Raw genomic sequence first — 13,714 nt, 5'->3', positions numbered from 1 at the left:
CCCCAAGCCCCCGCCAATATCCCGGTTTTGGCCCTTTTCCGCTAAAACATTAAGCTTTTTGGGATGTTCCAGGGTGTGGCGGATTGACTTTGGCCGATTCCAGCCTATGTTCCGGCTCGACGCGGCCCGGTATCGAAACGCGATATCTTGAGTAAGCCGCCTGTCAGCGCCCAGCGTCTCCGTGCATGTTTGCGTGCCGCTCCGGGGATAAGCGCTGCAGTATTTCCCGAGAATCCAAGCGGCGGTTTCGACCTGAGGCGTGATTCCGAACGGTGATCATCCGGATACCGGATCAGATCATGCCCCCATACAGAGGCTCAATGTCCTTCTCCAATCTCGGCTTGTCCGACAAGGTTCTCGCCGCCGTTGCGGCCACCGGTTACACCACCCCGACCCCCATTCAGGAACAAGCGATTCCTCATGTGCTGGCGCGCAAAGACGTGCTCGGCATCGCCCAGACCGGCACCGGCAAAACCGCTGCCTTCGTTCTCCCGATGATGACCATGCTGGAAAAGGGCCGAGCCCGCGCCCGCATGCCCCGCACGCTCATTCTCGAACCGACCCGCGAACTGGCCGCACAGGTCAAAGAGCAGTTCGACAAATACGGCGTCGGCCAGAAGCTCAACGTGGCGCTGCTGATCGGCGGCGTCTCGTTCGGTGATCAGGACAGCAAACTCACCCGCGGCGTCGATGTGTTGATCGCCACGCCGGGTCGCCTGCTCGACCATACCGAGCGCGGCGGACTGCTTCTCACCGGCGTCGAATTGCTGGTCATCGACGAAGCCGACCGCATGCTGGACATGGGCTTCATCCCCGACATCGAACGCATCTGCAAGCTGGTGCCGTTCACCCGTCAGACTCTCTTTTTTACGGCGACCATGCCCGCCGAAATCCGCCGCGTCACCGAGACCTTCCTGCATAATCCGGTGAAGATCGAAGTCTCCAAGCCCGCCTCCACCGCCGTCACCGTGACCCAGTCGCAAGTGGCCGTCGGCCGCGAGCCGCACGAGAAGCGCGAAGTGCTCCGGGCCCTTCTCCGCGAAGCCACCGACCTCAAGAATGCGATCATCTTCTGCAACCGCAAACGTGAAGTCGCGTTGCTCGCCAAGTCGCTCCAGAAGCACGGCTTCAGTGTCGGCGCCCTGCATGGCGACATGGAGCAGTCGGCCCGCACCGCCGCGCTGGACCAGTTCCGCAAGGGCGAGCTGCCGATCCTGGTGGCTTCCGACGTCGCCGCCCGCGGTCTCGATATTCCCGCCGTCAGCCATGTCTATAATTTCGACGTCCCGCATCATTCCGACGACTACGTGCACCGCATCGGCCGTACCGGCCGCGCTGGCCGCACCGGCTCCGCGATCTCGCTGGTGTGCCCATCCGACCAGAAGTCCATGCTGGCGATCGAAAAACTGATCGGCCAGTCGATCCCCAAGGTCGAAACCTCCATAGCGATCTCCGAGCCTGTCGAAGGCGAAACCGCTGAGGCGTCGCGCCAGTCGCGCAACCGCACCGGCAATCGCGAAGCCAATGCCGAACAGCCGCGCGGCGGCCGCAACGATCAGCCCCGCGAAGGCGGACGCGATCGCAAACCGCGCCGTGAGCGTGGCCCGCGCCGTGAAGGTGGTCGTTCGGAAGGCGGCGAGCGCAGCCCGCAGCCGCAGGCCGCGGAAGCCGCTTTGGCAGCACCGGTCGTGGCAGCGGCAGCCCCGCAGGCGCAGCGTCCCCCCTCCATCGGCCGCGCCGAAGCGCCACGTTCGCGCCGCGAAGACAACGAACCGGCGGATCATTCGCACCTGCCGGCCTTTCTGTTGCGTCCGATCCGGGCACGCGCATAGGTAGTATCGCGCCACGAACGTTTACTTGCCGTTCACTCTCGTCCCCTAATCTGAATGCGATATTTTTAACGAATTTGCATTTCAGAGGACCGCGTATACACGCTGTCCACGAGGGCACAGAACGTGACCGGCATCCTGGACGAACAAGAGCGGACTTTGGCCTTTGCCGAAGTCGCGCTGGGCCAAATCCGATCGCTGCGCCAGACGGCGATTCCGCGCAACTATGAGATCTGGTACGTCTATGCGACTGGCTACAATTCGGCGCTCAACAAGGTCATAAATGAGACGCTGGCCCGCAACGGCCGCCTGACCGAAGCCGACCTCGACCTGATCCACGACACTTATCTCTCACAGATTCGAACCACCGATCGCATCGATCAGGTCGGCGCCCGCGTTATCGGCGAGATCGACGACGTGATGGCGCTCATCACCGACGCTCTGGGCATGACGACGAACTTCAATGCCAGTCTGGATGGTGCCAGCAAGGATTTGTCGCGGGCGCACGATTCTGCTGCGGTGAAAGCCGTGATCGAGAGTCTCGTCAAATCTACCCGTGAAGTGCACGACACGAACAAGGCGCTGGAAGAGCGGCTACTGTCCTCGAAGAGCGAGGTCTACACGCTGCAACAGAGCCTCGAGGCGATCCGCGCCGAGAGCCTGACCGATCCCCTCACCGCACTCGGTAACCGCAAATATTTCGACCGTGCGCTGATGGCGGCAATCGATACCGCGGTGAAGCGCGGCGAACCGTTGTCGCTCCTGATGCTCGACATCGATCACTTTAAGTCCTTCAACGACAATTATGGCCATCTCACCGGCGACCAGGTGCTGCGTCTTGTCGGCCAGTCATTAAAGCAGACCATCAAGGGCCAGGATATCACCGCGCGCTATGGCGGCGAGGAATTCGCCGTGGTGCTACCGAACACGCCGTTGCGTCAGGCGCTCACCGTTGCCGATCACATCCGCCGCGCCGTGATGTCAAAGGAGCTGAAGAAAAAATCGACTGGCGAGATCCTGGGACGCGTCACGATTTCCGTCGGCGTCTCGATGCTGCAGATCGGCGACGATATGGAATCGATCATCGGCCGTGCCGACGCCTGTCTCTATGCCGCGAAGCGCAGCGGCCGCAACCGCGTGATCTGCGAAGTCGATCCGGAGTATTCGGCGGAGCTGCAGTTTCAGGTAGCGTGACGCCCCACACTCCGTCCTCATGGTGAGGAGCGCGTCTTCGCGCGTCTCGAACCATGAGCTCGCGCGCCAGCTCCTGTAGCTATCCCCAGCGAATGGCTTCACCATTCGCAAGGAGACGCCGCGCAAGCGCACGGCTCCTCAGGATGAGGATTTACGCTTCTTTGCGGCTTTACTGGCTTTCTTGCTGGCGACCGTCTTAACTGCAGCCTTCTTGGTGGCCTTCTTTTTCGCCGCGGTCTTCTTCACGACCTTCGCTTTCTTCGTTGCCCGCTTCTTGCTTGCTTTTGCCAGCGATGCACGGATCGCTGCGGCATGCGCGACCCTCGCCCATTCGGTGACTTCATCGGGATCGTCATAGAGCCGTTCCGGCAGCTGCCAATAGGATCCGATCATCCGCAGCTTGCCGCGCATCTCATACTGAAAACACTGCGAGCCCTCACTCTCGAAACGCGGGATCGAGATTTCATCGGCACGCAGATAGACCGCGCCGCGCAGCACCAGCGCGAAGTTGATGCCATCGGCGGAAATGCCAAAGCCGGAAAACATCCGGCGGATCGTTACCGGGCCAAAGCCGGCGAAAAGTTCACTGAGAAATTCGCGGTCCATCGGGGAAGTGTAGGATGCGACGCGCGATTGCGGAAGCGGTACGTCCGCGTCGTCTCCCTACGTCATGGCCGGGCTTGACCCGGCCATCCAGTCTCCCTCGCTTTCACCGAAGCCCAGAAAAATGGATGCCCGGGACATCTAGCGAAGCCGCGTTTCGCGCTTTGCCCGGGCATGACAGAGTTTTAATTTCGAAAAGACAACTCTCAGCCGTCGATCTTCGCCGGCGTCAGTTGCACGGACTCGCCGCAGCCACAGGCCGAGATCTGGTTCGGGTTGTTGAACACGAACTGGGCCTGCATGCGGTCGGTCTTGTAGTCCATCTCGGTGCCGAGCAGGAACAACACGGCCTTAGGATCGACCAGGATCTTGACGCCCTTGTCCTCGACGATTTCGTCGGTCGGCTTGATGTCGTGGGCATATTCGACGGTGTAGGACTGGCCGGCGCAGCCACCGTTCTTGATGCCGACGCGCAGGCCGACGATCTCGGAATCCGCACGCTCCGTCAGCTCCCGGATCCGCGTTGCGGCAGCATCCGTCAGGCGCATCACCTGCGGACGGGGTCGCGGCTTCGGCTTGGCAGCCGGTATGGTTGGGTTCGGTGTCATCTCAGTCATGTGTTCAGTCCCTTCGGCGGTTCAAGGCCGCCATAGGAATTCAAGCGACTTGGGCGTATTCAGCAAACCGGACGCAACTCACCACATATTCAGAACGAGACGGGCCTCGTCGGTCATCCGGTCCGGCGTCCAGGTCGGCTCCCAGACGATCTCGACCTTGACCAGACCGACGCCGGGCACGCTGGCCACGGCGTTCTCCACCATGGTCGGAAGCTCTTCGGCCGCCGGACAATTCGGCGTCGTAAGCGTCATCTCGACCTGGACGGAGCGATCGTCCTTGATGTCCACCTTGTAAATCAGGCCGAGCTCGTAGATATCCGCGGGGATTTCCGGGTCGAACACGGTCTTCAGTGCAGCGACGATCTCGGTGCCCAGGCGTTCGGTTTCGGCGGGATCGAGCGCCGAGGTGGTCTGCATGTGAGCGGGCTTCTCAGCCTCGGGGGTGGCGTCCGGCGTTTTGGCTTCTGCAATGTCACTCATGCAAACAACTCCCGTGCCTTGATCAGCGCCTGTGCGAGGTGGTCGACCTCCTCGCGGGTATTATACATTCCGAATGATGCACGGCACGTGGCCGTCACATTGAATCGCTCCAGAAGCGGCATCACGCAGTGGGTCCCCGCGCGGACAGCGACGCCCTGTCGGTCGATCACGGTCGCCACGTCATGGGCGTGCGCGCCCTTCAGTTCGAACGAAATCACCGGGCCCTTGTTCTTGGCAGTGCCGATGATACGCAGCGAATTGATCTCGCGCAGCCGGTCCTGTGCATAGACCAGGAGGTCGTGCTCATGGGCGGCAATTCGCTCCTTGCCGATCGAATTGACGTAATCTATGGCAGCGCCGAGGCCGATGGCCTCGACGATGGCCGGCGTGCCGGCCTCGAACTTGTGCGGCGGATCACCATAGGTGACCCACTCCTTCGCCACTTCGCGGATCATCTCGCCGCCACCGGCATAGGGCCGCATCGCGACCAGGCGGTCATATTTGCCATACAGCACGCCGATGCCGGTCGGTCCGTACAGCTTGTGGCCGGTGAAGATGTAAAAATCGGCGTCGATATCCTGCACGTCGATCGGCATGTGCACGGCAGCCTGGCTGCCATCGACCACGACCGGAATGCCGCGCGCATGCGCGAGCTTCACAACGTCCTTGACCGGAACCAGCGTACCCAGCGCATTGGACATCTGGGTGATGGCGACGATCTTGGTACGATCGGTCAGCAGCTTCTCGAACTCATCGATCAGGAAGTTGCCTTCGTCATCGACTGGTGCCCACTTGATGACGGCGCCCTGGCGCTCGCGCAGGAAGTGCCACGGCACAATGTTGGAATGGTGCTCCATGATCGAGAGCACGATCTCATCGCCTGGCTTGATGTTGTCGCCGCCCCACGATGCCGCGACAGCATTGAGCGCATCGGTGGCATTGCGGGTAAAGATGATTTCCTCGGGGCGCTTGGCATTGAGGAAGTGCTGCACCTTGATGCGCGCGCCCTCATAGGCCTCGGTCGCGGCATTGGCGAGGTAATGCAGTCCGCGATGCACATTGGCATATTCGGACTTGTAGGCCTCGGTCATGCGGTCGAGCACGGCATACGGCTTCTGCGCCGATGCCGCGTTGTCGAGATACACCAGCGGCTTGCCATAGACCTTCATCTCGAGCGCCGGAAAATCCTCGCGGACGCGAGCGACGTCATATGACCCGTTCGAGACCGCGGGATGCAATGTCATGCGCGCGTCTCCAGCCAGCGCTCCGCAGCCGATATCGCAACGTCGCGCAGATCGTCATTCACGATCGACTCCAGCGCTTCGCCAACGAATGCCTGGATCAGCAGCGCCTGTGCCGCCTTCTCCGGCAGGCCGCGAGCCCGCAGATAGAACAGCAGGCTGTCATCCAGCGCGCCAATGGTCGCGCCGTGGCCGCACTGTACGTCGTCAGCGAATATCTCGAGCTCGGGCTTGTTGTCGATCTCGGCCTCGTCGGACAGCAGCAGCGCCCGGGACATCATCTTGCCGTCGGTCTTCTGCGCGATTTGATGGACGTTGATGCGACCCTGGAACACCGAATGCGCGCGATCATCAAGCACGGCGCGGAACAGCTCACGGCTGAGGCAATTCGGCGCCGCATGCTCGATCACAAAGGTACAGTCGCCATGCTGCTTGTCGCGCAGCAGATGAACGCTGTTGGTCGACAGCTCCGAATCCACGCCAGCCAGCGTGATGAAGCTCTGATAGCGGCTGACGCCACCGCCAGTGGTCAGGCTGAAGGTGTTGAACTTGGTGCGCGCACCGACTGTGACGATGGCCGTTGCGATATTCGCTGCATCGCCGGCGTCTTCCATCACGCGCACATGCTGCAGATCGGAATCGTCGCCGATCCAGATCACGACGGCATCATGGGCCTGATACGCCTTCGCGGATTCTGTCGCGACGAAGCTTTCGACCAGCGTCACGCGCGCGCGATTGCCGATACGCACCAGCGACCGCGTGAATGCGGCCACGCTCGGGCGTGTCGCGACATGCACGATATGCAGCGGCCGGGCCGGAACGGCATCGTCCGCGATATCGATCAGCATGCCATCGGTCGCAAAGGCGGCATTCAGCGCGATCATCGGATCGACAATGCGCGAGCGCAGCAGGTCGGCACGCGTCGCACTGGTCGCGTCATCGAGCATGGCGCTGAGCGCATGCACGGTCACGCCGCCGCCCGACGTCAGATCGGAGAGACCTGCCGCGAAGACGCCATCGACGATGACCAGCTTCTGCGTATCACCCGTACCAAGCGTTTCGACGAGCTTCGCGGCCTGGGCCAGCGCGGCCTGATCCGGCGCGGGTGCCAGCGGCGCCACGTCACGCAACAGGTTGCGCAGGTCGGTATATTTCCATTCTTCGATGCGCCGGGTCGGCAGACCGGTACGCGCGAAATCGTCGAACGCCTGCTGGCGCGTTTCCGCCACCGTGCCGACGCCCGGCAGCCGGCCGCGCGCAGCGGCGAATGTGCCGTCCAGCACCGCGCCCGTCGTTGTCTTTGCGAGAGCTACATTCATGATTGTCTCACTCAGGCCGCCGCGTCTTCATACTGCGCGTAACCGGACTCTTCGAGTTCCAGCGCCAGTTCCTTGCCGCCACTCTTCACGACGCGGCCCTTCGACATCACGTGCACATGATCCGGCACGATGTAGTTCAGCAGGCGCTGGTAATGGGTGATCACCACCATGGCGCGATCCGGGCTGCGCAGCGCATTGACGCCGTCGGCAGCGACGCGCAACGCGTCGATGTCGAGACCGGAGTCCATTTCGTCGAGGATGCACAGGCTCGGCTGGAACAGCGCCATCTGCAGCACTTCGTTGCGCTTCTTCTCTCCGCCGGAGAAGCCGACATTGACGCCGCGCTTCAGCATATCCATTGGGATGTTCAGCGAAGCAGCGACCTCGCGGACCTTCCTGAGGAAGTCCGGCACCAGATATTCGGATTCGCCGCGCGCCTTGCGCTGCGCGTTCACCGCAGTGCGCAGGAAGTTCATCGTGGTGACGCCGGGAATTTCCACGGGATACTGGAACGCCAGGAACACGCCCTTGGCGGCGCGCTCGTCGGGCTCCATTTCCAGCAGGTCTTCGCCCTTGAACAGGATTTCGCCGCCGGTCACCTCATAACCGGGCTTGCCGGCGATGACGTGGCTGAGCGTCGATTTACCCGAACCGTTCGGTCCCATGATGGCATGCACTTCACCGCCATTCACGGTCATCGTCAGCCCATGGAGAATCTCGCGATCCTCGACACGAACCTGCAGGTCTTTCACTTCAAGCAATGCGGTCATCAGTAACTTCCTTCTTGCCCGGCTTGCCTGGATTCGGTGGCGCCGATGCATTGACGTTCAATTGAGACGATCCGGTAGGCGTCGACGTGCCCAGCAGACCGAGAAGTTCTCCGAGAGGCGACAGAAGCAGAGCAAAGAAACCAAGTGCTCCAATCCCGCTGACCGCCCCTCCAGCTACCCTGGCATTTTCAAATCCGGCCATGCCGCCGAATAACGCAACGATCGCGCCTGCGAATGCGAGAAACAGCGTGATCGCAAACAGAAGACCCACGGCACCTCCGAGGATCTTCAGCATTCTCACTATCCCACGCTGCCTTCGAGACTGATCGAAATCAGCTTCTGAGCTTCCACCGCGAATTCCATCGGCAGTTGCTGCAACACGTCCTTCACGAAACCGTTGACCACGAGGCCGACGGCTTCTTCCTGCGACAGGCCACGCTGGACGCAATAGAACAGCACGTCTTCGGAGATCTTCGACGTCGTTGCTTCGTGCTCGAACAGCGTCGAGGCGTTCTTCGCCTCGATATACGGCACGGTATGCGCACCGCACTGATCGCCGATCAGGAGTGAGTCACAGGCCGTGAAGTTACGCGCGTTCGTCGCCTTGCGATGTGCGGTGACGAGGCCGCGATAGGTGTTCTGCGACTTGCCGGCAGCGATACCCTTCGAGATGATCCGGCTCGTCGTGTTCTTTCCGAGGTGGATCATCTTGGTGCCGCTATCGACCTGCTGATAGCCGTTCGAAATCGCGATCGAATAGAACTCGCCGCGCGAATTGTCGCCGCGCAGGATGCAGCTCGGATATTTCCAGGTGATGGCGGATCCGGTCTCGACCTGGGTCCAGGAAATCTTCGAGCGGTCGCCGCGGCAGTCACCACGCTTGGTGACGAAATTGTAGATGCCGCCCTTGCCTTCGGAATTGCCGGGGTACCAGTTCTGGACCGTCGAATACTTGATCTCGGCATCGTCATGGGTGACGAGCTCGACCACAGCCGCATGGAGCTGGTTCTCGTCGCGCTGCGGCGCCGTGCAGCCTTCGAGATAGCTGACATAGGCGCCCTTATCGGCAATGATCAGCGTTCGTTCGAACTGGCCGGTGTTGCGCTCATTGATGCGGAAATAGGTCGACAGCTCCATCGGGCAACGCACGCCCGGCGGCACATAGACGAACGAGCCGTCGGAAAACACCGCGGAGTTCAGCGTGGCATAGAAGTTATCGGAGGTCGGCACGACCGTGCCGAGATACTGCTTCACCAGGTCGGGATGTTCGCGGATGGCTTCCGAGATCGGCATGAAGATCACGCCAGCCTGCTTCAGTTCTTTCTGAAACGTGGTCGCGACCGATACCGAGTCGAACACGGCGTCGACGGCGATCCTGCGCTCACCTTCCGGACGCACGACGCCTTCCAGCGCCTCGATCTCGCGGAGCGGAATGCCGAGCTTCTTGTAGGTCTCAAGAATTTCAGGATCGATCTCGTCGATCGAGCCAATGGTCTTCTTCGGCTTCGGCGCCGAATAGTAATAGAGATCCTGGAAGTCGATCTTCGGATACTCGACCCGCGCCCACTTCGGCTCTTCCATGGTCAGCCAGCGGCGATACGCCTCAAGACGCCATTCCAGCATCCATGCCGGCTCGTTCTTCTTGGCGGAGATGTAACGAACGGTGTCTTCGGAAAGGCCCTTCGGGGCCTTCTCGGATTCGATGATGGTCTCGAATCCATAACGATATTGATCGACGTCGATCTGGCGAACCCGATCAACGGTCTCTTGTACGGCAGCCATTTTATCCTCCGCTCGCGGTTTCAAGGACCGCGGTGGATCAATCCAGAAACGTGAAACTCAAAGCTTGTCGGGGTTCTTTACGATGTTCCCGCGGGGAAATCACCCCTCTTAGAACCGTTCAAGCTGTGTTTCGTCGCTATGTTTAAGTAGTGTACCCGAGAGCTTTCGCCAAGCCTCCAGGCACCGATCGACGTCCGCTTCGGTGGTCGACCAGCCCAGACTGAGACGCACAGCACCCCGGGTCAGCTCCGGCCCGAAACCCATGGCTTCCAGCACGTGGGACGGCTGCACCTTACCAGATGAACAGGCGGAACCGGACGATACCGCAATACCTTCGAGATCAAATCCAATCACGGCGGTCTCGGCGCGCAATCCGGGGGCGCCGAACAAGACCGTATTGGGCAGACGCGGCACATCCTGGGCGAACACAAGTCCATTGCTGGATTGCCGCAAGCCCGCCTCAAGCCGCTGACGCAGTTTTTCGACCCGTTTCATGTCATCAAGCGACGCGATAGCGGCCGTCACGGCGGCGCCGAAGCCGGCGATTCCGGGCACATTCTCGGTTCCCGCCCGACGCCCCAGTTCCTGCCCGCCGCCGCTGAGCAGCGCATTGAGCCCGGCGACGCTATTGGCCATGACCAGCGCGCCAATGCCCTTTGGGCCACCGATCTTATGCGCAGAAATTGATAGAAGATCAGCCTGCAATAAATTGATATCTATCGGTATCTTTCCAACCGCTTGCACAGCGTCGACATGCAGCAAGCCGCCGGCGTCATGCACGATGGCCGCAAGCTCAGGAATCGGTTGAAGGGTGCCGGTTTCATTATTGGCCAACATCACGGAAACCAGCGCCGGCTCCCCACCCGCCAGGAGCGCCTGCAACTCATCCGGTTTCACGACGCCATCCTGGTCCACGCCCAGCACCTGGAGGTCTCCCGCGGCGAAGCGGCCTCCCGCCAGCACCGAGGCGTGCTCTACCGCGGAGACGATCAGCCGCCGCACGGCCGCGCCTGGATTGCGCACCAGCCCGGGCGTCAGCGCCAGCACATTGGCTTCGGTTCCGCCTGAGGTGAATATGACGTTTCGCGAATCTGCGCCCAAGGCGCCTGCGACCGCCGCACGGGCGTCCTCGACGATCCGGCGGGCCTGACGGCCCTCGGCATGGACCGATGACGGATTACCAGCCAAATCCCATGCGGCCACCATCGCCGCCCGCGCTTCCGGGCGCAGCGGTGTCGTCGCATTCCAGTCGAGATAGACCCGGTCTCTGCCCAATTCTGTTTTACCTTGAAGGACTTGAAGCCTCGATAGCCGCATCGGACGTCGTCCGGTGCCGCGCGCCGTCTCTCTTAGCTCAATTGCTCACCAAATGCGCCCGCGGCAACGCATGTCACGGCCCCCGACACGTTCAATATGCTTGCTTTTCGCCCCTGCGCTCATGGTAGAACGCGGCCTCAACTTCACCCGGTGCCGCCCACCATCAACCTGGCGGTGCCCGATCGCCCTTTCCTCGCAGGGTCCCCTCCGAGCCATTCTCGCCGAGCCCTGCGCGAAACCGGCTGATCACGCCAAGAACGGGACCTAAGGATCACTATGCCCGAAGTTATTTTTACCGGTCCCGCAGGCCGTATTGAAGGCCGCTATCATCCGGCCAAGCAGAAGAACGCGCCGATCGCCATGGTGCTGCATCCGCATCCGCAATTCGCGGGCACGATGAACCACCAGATCGTCTACCAGTGCTATTACGCCTTCGTGCATCGCGGTTTCTCCGTGCTGCGCTTCAACTTCCGCGGTGTCGGTCGCAGCCAGGGCTCGTTCGACCACGGCACCGGCGAATTGTCGGACGCGGCAGCCGCGCTCGACTGGGCACAGACCATCAATCCCGAAGCGCGCGCATGCTGGGTTGCCGGTTTCTCGTTTGGCGCCTGGATCGGCATGCAACTCCTGATGCGCCGCCCTGAGGTCGAAGGCTTCATCTCGATCGCGCCGCCGGCCAATCTCTATGATTTCTCGTTCCTCGCACCCTGCCCGTCGTCGGGCCTGATCGTGCACGGCGAGAAGGATGCGGTCGTGCCGCCGAAGGACGTCAACACGCTGGTCGAGAAGCTGAAGACCCAAAAGGGCATCGTGATCGATCAGCACATCATTCCGGGTGCTAATCACTTCTTCGATAACAAGCTCGAGCCGCTGATGGAATCGGTCACCGGCTATCTCGACATGCGCCTCGCCAACGTGCGCTGAGGCGTCGATCGGCCTCACGCCGGCCGCTTCATGTCAACCTAACAAAAAGCCCTCGGCCAGATCGGCCGAGGGCTTTTCAGTTTCAGTTTTAGGCCTGATCGGGATCAGAACGAGCGCAGGATCTGGACCGAGCCGTTGTAAAGATTCTGATCCTTGATCTGGTAGGCCTGATTGGGCTTGCCAGTTGCCGTGCCGGTATAGGTGCCGTCGAGATTCTGATCGAGGCGGCTATAGGTGAATTCAGCCGACAGGGTCAGGTTCTTGACGGGGGTCCATGCAGTACGTGTACCGACCTGGGCAATTCCGAAATCAAAATTGTTGGTCGTGCCAGTAATGCTGCCAGCCGTAGAGCCCGGGTTGGACGAACTGCTCGTTCCCAGGCGACCGCCGGCCGGGCTGAATGCCGCGGCGAGCATCGCGTTGCCGGCATCGCCATAGGAGATATGGCTGTAGTTGCCGAAAACCGAGGTGCGCCATGCCGTGTTCCAGTAGTGCTCATAGAAGGCACTGACTTCCCAGGCATCACTCTGCTGGATCGAGCTTCCCGGCGAATACACACCATCGAGCACGTAGCCGAAGCCAACCGTGTTGCCATCGAATTTGGCAAAACGACCGCCGCCGGAGGTTTCGAGCGAGCCGCCGGTGAAGGCGTAACGCGCGGCGCCCTTGGCATAAGACGCTTCGATCTTCAGGCTGTCGTTTGCACCGGTCGGCAGGACCTTGAATTCCACCGCGCCGCTGACGGCAAAGCCGTAGACATCGTCAGGATGCCCGAAGGATTCATTTGCCCCGTAGAAACCGGCCGTCGACGTGTGCATGGCCGCAGCGAAATGCAGCGAGCCCCACTTCTGATCGAGCCGAAGGTTGCCGACGACATCGGGAATATGATTGCCGCCCGTAGCGTTGCCGAAGAACGTGTTTGAATTGGTGCCGTAGAAGGCACCGGTGAACGACCCCGCGCCCGGCGCGACAATGAAGGTCGCAGTATTGTAGAGGCCAGCATTGCGATAGGGCGACGCATTCTCGAGCGCGATGGTGCCCGAGAAGCCGTTGCCGAATTCAGCTGTGTAAGCGATTTGGGGAATGCCGGTCGTATTGCTCGAACCCGCAAGGAAGCCCGATGAGATCCAAGGCTTGGTCAGCGCCCATTGCGGATCGAAATTCGACACAGCCTTACCGAAGGTGAAGCCGGCGAACTGGATGAATGCGAAATCCACTTCTGTGAAGCCGCCGGCGATGCTGTCGCGGTTCTGCGTGAAGTCGAGCTGCATGTTCGCATAGGTACGCACCACGCCGTATTCGGACGCCGTGCGCGTATCGGTCGTAATGTTGATACGTTCGCGTGTGAGGAAGTTATCCTTGGTCCAGAGATTGTTGCCGCCGGCGCCGCCCTGCCAGAACGGCGCGTCGTACGGGCCACCGTTAAAAGTCGTATCGAGGCGGATCGCGCCGCCGATCTTGATGCAGGTGTCTGTGCCCGGGATGTAGTAGAAGCCGGCACCGTAGATCGAGCAGATCTTCACATATTCGACAGCCTTGGCCTTCACCGGAAGGTCCGCCGCCTGAGCAGTGCTCGCTGCCAGCAACGCTGCAGCGGAACCAAGTATCATTTGCTTCATCGTGGTCATGTTGCCTCCA

The 13,714-nt window shown here is 61.1% G+C and carries 13 protein-coding genes; 3 read left to right on the top strand and 10 right to left on the bottom strand.

What is annotated here, in order from left to right:
• Positions 1-320: 320 nt before the first annotated feature.
• The gene (locus tag AB7951_RS12730) at positions 321-1,832 is read left to right on the top strand and encodes a DEAD/DEAH box helicase (RefSeq protein ID WP_089264148.1); all 1,512 of its coding nucleotides are present in this window, start codon (positions 321-323) and stop codon (positions 1,830-1,832) included.
• Positions 1,833-1,955: 123 nt separating this feature from the next.
• Positions 1,956-3,023, top strand: a complete 1,068-nt coding sequence (locus tag AB7951_RS12725; RefSeq protein WP_120289426.1) for a diguanylate cyclase — start codon at positions 1,956-1,958, stop codon at positions 3,021-3,023.
• Between the two features lie 138 nt (positions 3,024-3,161).
• Here the strand turns inward: AB7951_RS12725 and AB7951_RS12720 are convergent, their stop codons facing one another.
• The 9 genes from AB7951_RS12720 to AB7951_RS12680 form a co-directional block, all read right to left on the bottom strand.
• Positions 3,162-3,629 (bottom strand): TfoX/Sxy family protein, encoded by a 468-nt coding sequence (locus tag AB7951_RS12720; protein ID WP_120289424.1) that lies wholly within the window; start codon positions 3,627-3,629, stop codon positions 3,162-3,164.
• A 203-nt stretch (positions 3,630-3,832) separates the two neighbouring features.
• The gene (locus tag AB7951_RS12715; RefSeq protein WP_120289422.1) at positions 3,833-4,243 is read right to left on the bottom strand and encodes a HesB/IscA family protein; all 411 of its coding nucleotides are present in this window, start codon (positions 4,241-4,243) and stop codon (positions 3,833-3,835) included.
• 78 nt (positions 4,244-4,321) lie between these two features.
• A complete protein-coding gene (locus AB7951_RS12710) occupies positions 4,322-4,723 on the bottom strand; it encodes an SUF system Fe-S cluster assembly protein (RefSeq protein ID WP_170849663.1) in 402 nt (133 codons plus the stop codon).
• Positions 4,720-5,967: a cysteine desulfurase gene (locus tag AB7951_RS12705; protein WP_120289420.1), complete on the bottom strand. Its 1,248-nt coding sequence runs from the start codon at positions 5,965-5,967 to the stop codon at positions 4,720-4,722. The genes AB7951_RS12710 and AB7951_RS12705 overlap by 4 nt, the downstream gene beginning before the upstream one ends.
• The gene (gene sufD / locus AB7951_RS12700; protein WP_120289418.1) at positions 5,964-7,283 is read right to left on the bottom strand and encodes a Fe-S cluster assembly protein SufD; all 1,320 of its coding nucleotides are present in this window, start codon (positions 7,281-7,283) and stop codon (positions 5,964-5,966) included. The genes AB7951_RS12705 and sufD overlap by 4 nt, the downstream gene beginning before the upstream one ends.
• 11 nt (positions 7,284-7,294) lie before the next feature.
• The gene (gene sufC, locus AB7951_RS12695; protein WP_089264143.1) at positions 7,295-8,053 is read right to left on the bottom strand and encodes a Fe-S cluster assembly ATPase SufC; all 759 of its coding nucleotides are present in this window, start codon (positions 8,051-8,053) and stop codon (positions 7,295-7,297) included.
• The gene (locus AB7951_RS12690; protein ID WP_120289416.1) at positions 8,037-8,348 is read right to left on the bottom strand and encodes a hypothetical protein; all 312 of its coding nucleotides are present in this window, start codon (positions 8,346-8,348) and stop codon (positions 8,037-8,039) included. Before AB7951_RS12690 ends, sufC begins: the two co-directional genes overlap by 17 nt.
• A 5-nt stretch (positions 8,349-8,353) precedes the next feature.
• A complete protein-coding gene (gene sufB, locus AB7951_RS12685) occupies positions 8,354-9,835 on the bottom strand; it encodes a Fe-S cluster assembly protein SufB (protein ID WP_093758420.1) in 1,482 nt (493 codons plus the stop codon).
• A gap of 108 nt (positions 9,836-9,943) precedes the next feature.
• Positions 9,944-11,152, bottom strand: a complete 1,209-nt coding sequence (locus tag AB7951_RS12680) for a cysteine desulfurase family protein (RefSeq protein ID WP_120289414.1) — start codon at positions 11,150-11,152, stop codon at positions 9,944-9,946.
• A gap of 276 nt (positions 11,153-11,428) precedes the next feature.
• Here AB7951_RS12680 and AB7951_RS12675 point away from each other — a divergent pair, with 276 nt between their 5' ends.
• Positions 11,429-12,076 carry an alpha/beta hydrolase gene (locus tag AB7951_RS12675; RefSeq protein WP_068736626.1) on the top strand — a complete coding sequence of 216 codons (648 nt, stop codon included), beginning with the start codon at positions 11,429-11,431 and terminating at the stop codon, positions 12,074-12,076.
• Between the two features lie 104 nt (positions 12,077-12,180).
• Here AB7951_RS12675 and AB7951_RS12670 read toward each other — a convergent pair whose 3' ends face one another.
• Positions 12,181-13,704, bottom strand: coding sequence for a porin (locus AB7951_RS12670; RefSeq protein ID WP_120289412.1), 1,524 nt, complete (start codon positions 13,702-13,704; stop codon positions 12,181-12,183).
• Positions 13,705-13,714 lie beyond the last annotated feature (10 nt).

Origin of the sequence: Tardiphaga sp. 285_C5_N1_2 (assembly GCF_052076065.1) — a bacterium.
In the GTDB taxonomy this organism is placed as follows: domain Bacteria; phylum Pseudomonadota; class Alphaproteobacteria; order Rhizobiales; family Xanthobacteraceae; genus Tardiphaga; species Tardiphaga robiniae.
This window is presented reverse-complemented; position numbering and strand designations above follow the sequence as displayed.

What these genes read in the sequence shown, in the direction of transcription:
- AB7951_RS12730 (WP_089264148.1), top strand. Translation starts at nt 321, where the DNA reads ATGTCCTTCTCCAATCTCGGCTTGTCCGACAAGGTTCTCGCCGCCGTT.
- AB7951_RS12720 (WP_120289424.1), bottom strand. Translation starts at nt 3,629, where the DNA reads ATGGACCGCGAATTTCTCAGTGAACTTTTCGCCGGCTTTGGCCCGGTA.
- AB7951_RS12715 (WP_120289422.1), bottom strand. Translation starts at nt 4,243, where the DNA reads ATGACTGAGATGACACCGAACCCAACCATACCGGCTGCCAAGCCGAAG.
- AB7951_RS12710 (WP_170849663.1), bottom strand. Translation starts at nt 4,723, where the DNA reads ATGAGTGACATTGCAGAAGCCAAAACGCCGGACGCCACCCCCGAGGCT.
- AB7951_RS12705 (WP_120289420.1), bottom strand. Translation starts at nt 5,967, where the DNA reads ATGACATTGCATCCCGCGGTCTCGAACGGGTCATATGACGTCGCTCGC.
- sufD (WP_120289418.1), bottom strand. Translation starts at nt 7,283, where the DNA reads ATGAATGTAGCTCTCGCAAAGACAACGACGGGCGCGGTGCTGGACGGC.
- sufC (WP_089264143.1), bottom strand. Translation starts at nt 8,053, where the DNA reads ATGACCGCATTGCTTGAAGTGAAAGACCTGCAGGTTCGTGTCGAGGAT.
- AB7951_RS12690 (WP_120289416.1), bottom strand. Translation starts at nt 8,348, where the DNA reads ATGCTGAAGATCCTCGGAGGTGCCGTGGGTCTTCTGTTTGCGATCACG.
- sufB (WP_093758420.1), bottom strand. Translation starts at nt 9,835, where the DNA reads ATGGCTGCCGTACAAGAGACCGTTGATCGGGTTCGCCAGATCGACGTC.
- AB7951_RS12680 (WP_120289414.1), bottom strand. Translation starts at nt 11,152, where the DNA reads ATGCGGCTATCGAGGCTTCAAGTCCTTCAAGGTAAAACAGAATTGGGC.
- AB7951_RS12675 (WP_068736626.1), top strand. Translation starts at nt 11,429, where the DNA reads ATGCCCGAAGTTATTTTTACCGGTCCCGCAGGCCGTATTGAAGGCCGC.
- AB7951_RS12670 (WP_120289412.1), bottom strand. Translation starts at nt 13,704, where the DNA reads ATGACCACGATGAAGCAAATGATACTTGGTTCCGCTGCAGCGTTGCTG.